We start from the raw sequence: 8005 nt of genomic DNA, 5'->3' as shown, positions 1-8005 counted from the left end.
TCCTCCTCAAAAGGATGAATCACACCGCCTCCCTCATGGGAATCCCCACGATTCATGTTTCGGCCGAAAAGCTCTAGTTCGACGACCGCTGTCGCTGTGCAGCGGATCGGGCTGCCAGCTCGAAGATGCTTGCGACATGACGACCTCGCCCGACTGGCGGCACTGAGCATTTCGTCACTTGCAGGTCCTACGAGCGTTTCGATTCATGAATCAATGAAATGCTTTTGGCAGTAAGCCCGAAAAAGTTGCTCACAAAAAGGAAACGGGCCGCAAGTGGAAACTTGCGGCCCGGATGTCGGTAGCTGACTGATCTGACGATCAGACCGAGGGTAGCATATCAAGCCTTCTTGCGGCGCAGAACGGTAAGGCCGCCCAAACCTCCGAGAAGCAAGAGACCGGTCGCCGGCAGCGGAATAACGTTCGGCGGCGTATCGCCCGCATTCAGCGTTATCGCGCTGATCTGACCGTCGATGTTGTCCTGCAAGCCGATCGTATCGACGATGAATTGCAGCGCAAAGACGTTGCCGAAATCGAAGTCGTCGTAGTCCTCATCTGTATTGAACTGAGTAAGGAAAAGATCGGGGCTGAAGTTCCCGCTCGCGACGTTCTCTACATAAGAGATGACGGTTCCGTCATTGTCTGTCAAGTTTGCCGTGATGTTCACGTTGCTGTCGTTGTCGAAGGATGCGCCTTCGAAGCTGAAGAACGGATCGGTCCCGATCAGAAGGCTGGTCATCAGACCCGCACCGTCCGCGTCGTAGGTCAGCGACCCGGAGCCAGTCGAGTTCCGGGTATTCGAGAACGTAAGGATGCCGCCGAACGAGTCGAAGGTCGTGGCATCGGTTGGGCGGTTGCTGGTCGAATTGCTTGCCGCCATCGTACGGAAGCCGCCGATTGCTTCCGGCGCGGCGATGGTCGAATTGTTGACACTGCTCGCGCTCGGGACGTCGCTGACGACCTGGTCGGTGTCGAACGAATCGATCGTGACTGTCGCAGCAAACGCGCCGGCAGTCGATGCAACCAGCGCAGCGGCGGCTGTGAGGCCGAGATACTTCGTATTCACAATGGATCTCCTAGAAAAGCGAGTTTCGCTTCCCGTTAACGTATCGTTAACCGCCTATCTTGTCACCCCCTAGTGTGAGGTCGACCGACACGGACATTACTCAAGTGAACTGATGCGGTGGATGCCCCCGCCCCTGGAGCCGGACGGCGTCTCGTATGCCATGACGGTTCTATAGAACCACGCGGAGGGCGCACCGATGAAGACGAAGATTAGTATGTTGGCGATCGACTTGGCGAAGGGCAGCTTCCAAGTCTGCGCGATCGGACCAGATGGGTCGGTCCTTTTCAACCGGGCGATGTCGCGACCGCGGTTGGCGCCGATGCTGGCCGAGCAGCCCGCCTGCGTGGTGGCGATGGAGGCCTGCGCGACGTCGCATCATTGGGGCCGGGTTGCGCAGTCGCACGGTCATGAGGTCCGGCTCGTTCCGGCTGCTTACGTGAAGCCGTTCGTGAAGCGTCAGAAGAACGACCGGGCCGACGCGGAGGCCATCGCAGAGGCAGCCCTGCGTCCGACGATGCGCTTCGTGGCGGTGAAGAGCGTCGAGACGCAGGGCCGCGCGGTCGCGTTCCGCACGCACCAATGCCTTGTCCGGCAGCGCACGCAGCTCATCAATGCTCTGCGGGGCCATCTGGCCGAGTTCGGCCTTGTGGCGCCCAAGGGTCCGGCGAGCCTGAAACTCCTGAAAAATGCCCTTGGCGACGAGGCTGCGGATCTGCCCGGCCCCGTCCGCGAGATGGGGACCGTTTACCTCGAGCAGATTGCGAACCTCACGAAGGTGATCGAGCGGCTCGCGACCGAGCTGGAGGCGGCAACAATGACCGATGAGGAACTGCGCCGCCTGTGCACGATCCCCGGGATCGGGCCTGTGACCGCGGGCGCCGTCGCGGCCTTCGCGCCTGACCTCGACACCTTCGACAGCGGGCGCAACTTCGCGGCTTGGCTGGGACTCGTGCCACGGCAGAGATCGACAGACGGGAAGACCAAGCTCGGCGCGGTAAGCAAGATGGGCCAGACCGACATCCGGCGCCTTCTCATCGTCGGAGCCATGAGCGTGATCCGCTGGGTGGTCCGGAAAGGCGGCAGTTCGAACCGCTGGCTGGCGTCACTCGTGGCCCGCTAGCCGAAGATGGTCGCGGCCGTGGCACTCGCCAACAAGATGGCGCGCATGATCTGGGCCGTGACAATGAAGAAAGAGGATTACAGAATGGCGTGACCGGAACCCGACCGGGCAAAGGCACGGCATGGCCGCAAGGCCGGGGCGAGCGATCGACGAGGAGTAGGCGACACGGGACTTCGAAGTTCATGGTAAGCTACTGGCTTTGTGTGGCTGTAGTATATATGGTAATAAGATTTATGTATCTCTTCCATTCTACAGCACGTCGACTTTCTCGACCTTAGCCGCTGCGATCAATGCTTTGTCGAGGCTTGCGAGAGGCTCACACTGCCGGATCGCGAGCTCGAGATAGGTACTGTCGTATGCGGTCAGCCTGTGCCGCCGCGCCAGCGCCATGACCCGTTCACTGTCCGTAGATGTGTCGAGCACAATACCGAGCTTGTCGACCTGTTGCAGGATCGTGTCCGTGTCTGTCGGCTCGATCCGGCCGCGTCGTTCGATCATCACGAGAATATTGCGGAGTTCCACCCAGAGAAGCCAAGGTGCCACGATAGGCTGACCATCGAAAAGGATGGAAATGTCTGGTCCATCCTCATCGGGTAGTAGCCACCCCGCCAGTGCCGACGCGTCGACGACTGCCACTACCGACGACCGGTATCGCGCGCGTCGAGGATATCTCCTGTCGTCACCTGCCCGCGCAGCCTGATGCGAATGGCCTCGAGCGACTTGAGGGCGGCAGCGCGTTCGCTGACCTCCGCCATCGGTAGAAGTCGCGCAACCGCCGTGCCGCGGCGGGTGATGACGATTTCCTCGCCGCGCTCGACGCTTGCAAGCAACTCCGACAGATGGGTCTTGGCTTCGAAAGAACCGACAGTTCGCATGGGTCACCTGGTTGATGAACTGGTTTGAACCTAGTCTGAGACGAGGGCCGTCTCAAGTACGTTCACACTGCCCGAAATCGAACGATACCAATCGCCATGGCCCGCCGGTGGGGTCCTCATGACCTCGGGTATCGCTGCTTTCGCGAAACAAAGCCCATACCGACACAAACAAGCGTCGCCGCGGTTTGAACGATCAGCGTCCCACGTCCGGATCGAACTCCAAGTCTCCCGAGGACTGACATGGCCGGCAAACTTTTCCTCGCGACGTACGCTACCGGAATGCTAAAAGACCATCCGCACAACCCGTTATCAACGACACAGGCGATCGCGATGTCTGATATCAAAGACAACAAGCCCGGACACCGGGGGCGCAACCAATCCGATCTCGAGCTCGATCCCGAAAAGGCAAAGCCGAGCACGGAGCCATCCGTTGACGATCTGCAGATCGACATGGCGCAGCTGTTCGAGCAGGCGGTGGAACAGACGCGGATGGCGCTTTGCGTCACCGATCCCCACCGGCCCGGCAACCCGATCGTCTACGTCAACCAAGCCTTCATGGAGATCACGGGCTATAGCCGCGAGGAGTCGCTTGGCCGCAACTGCAAGTTTCTGCAAGGGCCAGAAACCGATCCAAAGGCAATCGAGCGCATTCGCCAGACGCTCGAGGATCGGGAGGTGCGCGTCATCGAGCTATTAAACTACCGGAAGGACGGCACGACCTTCGTCAATTCCCTGCATGTCGGGCCAATCTACGACGAAGAGGGAACGCTGACCCACTTCTACGGGTCGCAATGGGATGTGTCCGAGGTCATCGACAACCGGGCGCGCGAGACCGTGCAGCGCCATGTCACCGCCGAGCTGCAGCATCGGACACGGAACCTCTTCGGTGTCTTCGGCGCGCTGCTGCGCCTGACTGCCAGCGAGGCCGTGGACAAGGCAGAGCTCGTAAGCGAACTGTCATCACGCCTCGACGCGATGGTACGGGCACACGAGGCGTCGATCGGCCCCGGCGGGACCGCGACCGGGCCGAGCGACCTGCACGCCCTCGCCGAAGCCATCCTGCGCCCGTACCGAACGGCGTCGACCGGGCGGATCGCAATGGACGGGCCGGTCGTGATCCTCAACCCATCGACCGTCGTCCCCCTGGGCCTCGCGCTGCACGAACTCGCGACCAACGCGCTGAAGCACGGCGCGTTCAGCAACACCGACGGAAGCGTGCAAATCGGCTGGATCCGCGACGGCGGTGAGATCGTATTGACGTGGGAAGAGCACGGCGGTCCGCCGATGCCGGAGACATCCGAGGTGAAGCGCCACGGGGGAACGGGATCGAAACTTGTGCCCGCAATGCTTCGTAGCGCCGGCGGCGGGATCGAGATGCGACCCCGGCCGGAAGGGATGGCGGCGCGTATCCGACTGCCCGTCCGAGACGATTGACCCGTCGCCCGGCCTGACGTCCAGTCGGTCGAACCCTTGTTCGAAGGGTTTCGCAGTCGGTTTCTTGTAAATACGTGCCCGCTCGATCCCCGATTTCAGGCGGAACAGCCCAGGCATTGGGACACGGTCTGCATTCGTGTCATCTCCTTACAGGCGACGCCGTGGCGGGCCTATGCGTCGGCTTGTGACTGACCCGACGCTGCTGGGGCGCGCCGGCCGGGATAGGGCGACAAGGCAGATACCGGCCGCGATGTCGATCGAGGCGCTCGATGTCCGAGCGCATCAGGCTTCGGACGGGACGACCTGGCGCAACAGGTCGCGCACAGCCTCGACCAGTTCGTCCTCATCGACGGGTTTGACCATATGGCGGTCAAAAGGCGCCGTCTCGCCGACGTCGAGCTGCGCCCGGGAAATGGCGGTCACCATGATCGCCGGCACATCGATCCCCTCCGACCGCAACGCCGTCAGCATGGCGATCCCGTCGAGCCCCGGCATCATGTAGTCCGTGACGATGGCATCCACGGCCTTCGCGCGCGCAACTTCCAGCCCCATCTGACCATCCGACGCCACCACGACCTCGAAGCCGGCCTCGTGGAAAGCCATCTCGACGACCATCAGAATCATGATCTCGTCCTCGACGAGTAGGACGCGCTGGCTCACAACGTCCTCCCGGCCAACGAGCCGGCCACGGGGGCGCTGGTCGCCATCTCCTGCAGCTTGCGTCCGCTGTCGCGGTCTCGGAACACCAGCCCGCTGGAGGTGATCCTGTATTCGCGGCTGACGTGATCGAAGTCGCTGTCGCGCAGCTTGAGAATTGCGGCCCGGCGACGCACGTCGTCGCCTTCGATGGCGTAGTGCAGCAGGAACGTGTTGTCGATCACGCCGGAGAGTTCGTCGATGGCCAGCGCCTCCGGGAAGAAAAGCTGCGGCACCTCCCGGGTGTAGAACGTGGTGACGCCGAGGGTCTTCAGCATGTCGTTGAAGGCGCGTAGGAAAGCGTGCAGACGCGCCGTGTTCTCAACAGGCCGGCGAAGCGCGTTGATCCCGTCGATGACGAGACGTTTCGCTCGGAGTTCGCCCACGGCGTCGAGGACGTATTGTCCGACCTCGTCGATCAGGTTGCCGAGCGGTGGCCGCCACAGGATCGTCAGCGCCCCGGAGGCTTCGAGCGCGGCGAGATCCAGACCGATCCGCGCTGCCTTGAGCCGTATCCTTTCGGGCGTTTCGTAAAACCCGACGAACAGGCCGGGATCCTGCGGCGTGCATCGGCTCAGGAATTGCAGCCCGATGGTCGTCTTGCCGGTTCCCGTCGGCCCGAGCACCACGCTGGTCGAGCTTTCCGGAAGACCCCCTTCAGTCATGCGATCAAGCGCCTCGACGCCGGTCGAGAGGCGCCCTGTCGGCGCGACCTCGGGGGGTGTCCGAGAAGCCAGCGTCTCGAGGCGCGGGAAGACGGTGATGCCGTCCGAGCGGATGACATAGTCATGCCGTCCCCGCAGGATCGGGCCACCCCGATGCTTGTGAACCGCCATCGTACGCTGTGCGCGCCCGTCGGTAAGAAGCGCATCCGCCATCTCGATCCAGCCGTCCACCATCGTGTATTCGGGCGAGGACGGTTTGCGCCGGGAATTTGTCAGCAGAAGCAGGGTCGTCTGCGACATCGACCCGATCGCGCTCAACTCGTTGACGAACTGGCGGAACTCGTGTTCGGTTTCGCCCGAGCCTTCCCCCGCCACGAACAGGCCGTCGAGCACGACAAGCGACGGTCGTCGCTTGCGGATCTCCTCGTGGATCAGGCGGGCCAGGCCGCGCAAGCCGTCGTCGCGCATCGTGCCATAAACCGAGGCATAATAAAGCATCTCGGGTATACGTTCGCGGTCGAAGAACTCCATCCCATCGAGAAACGCGAACATCTGCCCGAAGCTCTCCGACAGGAGCGTCAGGTAGAGTGCTCGTTCACCGTTCCGGACCCGTTCGAAGCAAGCTTGATTGGCGAGGATCGTCTTGCCCGCGCCCGGGGAGCCCTGAACGATGTAGGCCGACCCGCGGACAAGACCGCCACCAAGAAGCACGTCGAGATTCGTGACCCCCGACGTGATCCGCTGCAGGGACCCGCCGTCGTCAACGTTCGTCTCTTGGCCCCAAGGGGGTCGGGAAGATAGCGTCATCGTGGCTTCCTGTGGACGGGCCCGTATGTCACGGCACGATCTCGATTAACCTTTTGTTATCCACACTTACTGATATGTTGCGTCCCGCGGTTCAAGGTCGGGACGGATGTCCGACCGGTGTGGACCGATGGCCTGTTGTCTTCTTCCCACGGTTTTACATGTCCGTTCTGCCTACTCCTTCTGCATCATCGGAGTCCGACGCCCACGAGGCGGACGCCCGCATCCAAGCCCTGCACGATCTCGGCCTGCTGGATGGCGCTTCGAGCGACGCGTTCGATCGTTCGGTTCGCATCGCGTCCCGCGCCCTCCGGGCCCCGGTCTCGCTCTTTTCCCTGGTCGACGACCGGCGGCAGGTGTTCAAGGCCCAGACGGGGCTGACCGGGCCCTTCGCTGAGACAGGCCAGACTCCTCTGTCCCATTCGTTCTGTCGGCACGTCGTCACCAATCGTGCGCCGCTGATCGTTACCGACGCCCGCGAGCATCCGCGGGTCCGAGAGAACCTCGCAATCCGGGATCTGGGCGTAGTCGCCTATCTCGGAGTCCCGGTCCGGTCGCCTGACGGCCATGTGCTGGGCGCGCTCTGCGCGATCCAGGGTACACCGCGGGATTGGACCGAGGACGAGGTTGCTTTGCTTGGCGACATCGCCGCCGATGTCGACACCATCATTGCCCTTCAGGTCGAGAAGATGGAGCGGCAGCGTATCCGGGAGAGACTCGAAACGAGCAATGGGCGATTGCACCATGTGCTGGAAAGTACCGGCGACGGCATTGTCCTTGTCGATGCGAACTGGCGCATCCAGTATGCCAATGGCCGCTTTGTCGATCTTACCGAAATCGCTGACGATCCGACGGGCAAGACACTTTGGGACCTATTTCCCGAGGCGGTCGGTAACGCATTCTGGCGGGAGTATCATGCCGCAGTCGATGCGAGGGAGACAACGCGCGTCGTCGCCTATTATCCGCCGCTTCAACGCTGGTTCGAAGCCGACGCCACGCCCTCCTCGGACGGGCTGACGATCTTCTTCCGTGACATCACCCCGCGCCACGAGGCCGAGGAAGCCCGGAAGCTCATGATCCGGGAGTTGCATCATCGGATCAAGAACCTGTTCGCCATCCTAACGGGCCTCGTCTCGATGACGGCACGCACGACCGACACGCCCACCGCGATGGCGAAGGCCCTCCGTCAGAGGCTGCATTCCCTGGCGCGCGCGCACGAACTTATCCGGCCCGCCGTTACTCTGGAGGCGACCGAGACCTCCGACACCACGTGTCAACGGCAGAGTAAAATCCGGCCACGTGGCGGCGCAAAACCAGGCCAATATTGGGGTGCCGAGCGCCATGGCGC

Annotated in this window: 7 protein-coding genes and 1 pseudogene; 3 read left to right on the top strand and 5 right to left on the bottom strand. The window is 62.3% G+C overall.

Annotation, left to right across the window (positions count from 1 at the left end; all coding sequences use genetic code 11):
- Window positions 1–337 precede the first annotated feature (337 nt).
- Window positions 338–1063, bottom strand: a complete 726-nt coding sequence (locus Q1A87_RS22225) for a VPLPA-CTERM sorting domain-containing protein (RefSeq protein WP_299656692.1) — start codon at window positions 1061–1063, stop codon at window positions 338–340.
- 196 nt (window positions 1064–1259) lie between these two features.
- Between Q1A87_RS22225 and Q1A87_RS22220 the strand changes: the two are divergent.
- Window positions 1260–2276, top strand: a pseudogene (locus tag Q1A87_RS22220) (IS110 family transposase).
- Window positions 2277–2432: 156 nt separating this feature from the next.
- On the opposite strand, the gene Q1A87_RS22215 reads toward Q1A87_RS22220, so the two are convergent.
- Both Q1A87_RS22215 and Q1A87_RS22210 read right to left on the bottom strand, forming a co-directional pair.
- Window positions 2433–2819 carry a type II toxin-antitoxin system VapC family toxin gene (locus Q1A87_RS22215; RefSeq protein WP_299656690.1) on the bottom strand — a complete coding sequence of 129 codons (387 nt, stop codon included), beginning with the start codon at window positions 2817–2819 and terminating at the stop codon, window positions 2433–2435.
- Window positions 2819–3058 carry a type II toxin-antitoxin system prevent-host-death family antitoxin gene (locus Q1A87_RS22210; RefSeq protein ID WP_299656455.1) on the bottom strand — a complete coding sequence of 80 codons (240 nt, stop codon included), beginning with the start codon at window positions 3056–3058 and terminating at the stop codon, window positions 2819–2821. Before Q1A87_RS22210 ends, Q1A87_RS22215 begins: the two co-directional genes overlap by 1 nt.
- 330 nt (window positions 3059–3388) lie before the next feature.
- On the opposite strand from Q1A87_RS22210, the gene Q1A87_RS22205 reads away from it, so the two are divergent.
- A complete protein-coding gene (locus Q1A87_RS22205) occupies window positions 3389–4492 on the top strand; it encodes a PAS domain-containing protein (protein WP_299656688.1) in 1104 nt (367 codons plus the stop codon).
- A 282-nt stretch (window positions 4493–4774) separates the two neighbouring features.
- Here the strand turns inward: Q1A87_RS22205 and Q1A87_RS22200 are convergent, their stop codons facing one another.
- Both Q1A87_RS22200 and Q1A87_RS22195 read right to left on the bottom strand, forming a co-directional pair.
- A complete protein-coding gene (locus Q1A87_RS22200) occupies window positions 4775–5152 on the bottom strand; it encodes a response regulator (RefSeq protein ID WP_299656686.1) in 378 nt (125 codons plus the stop codon).
- Window positions 5149–6660, bottom strand: coding sequence for an ATPase domain-containing protein (locus Q1A87_RS22195; RefSeq protein ID WP_299656684.1), 1512 nt, complete (start codon window positions 6658–6660; stop codon window positions 5149–5151). The genes Q1A87_RS22200 and Q1A87_RS22195 overlap by 4 nt, the downstream gene beginning before the upstream one ends.
- Before the next feature lie 119 nt (window positions 6661–6779).
- On the opposite strand from Q1A87_RS22195, the gene Q1A87_RS22190 reads away from it, so the two are divergent.
- Window positions 6780–8005, top strand: a 1226-nt coding sequence (locus Q1A87_RS22190; RefSeq protein WP_299656682.1) for a GAF domain-containing protein, incomplete at its 3' end; no start/stop codon positions are given.

The sequence above is a fragment of the uncultured Jannaschia sp. genome, from assembly GCF_947494055.1.
Taxonomy (GTDB): Bacteria; Pseudomonadota; Alphaproteobacteria; order Rhodobacterales; family Rhodobacteraceae; genus Jannaschia.
This window is presented reverse-complemented; position numbering and strand designations above follow the sequence as displayed.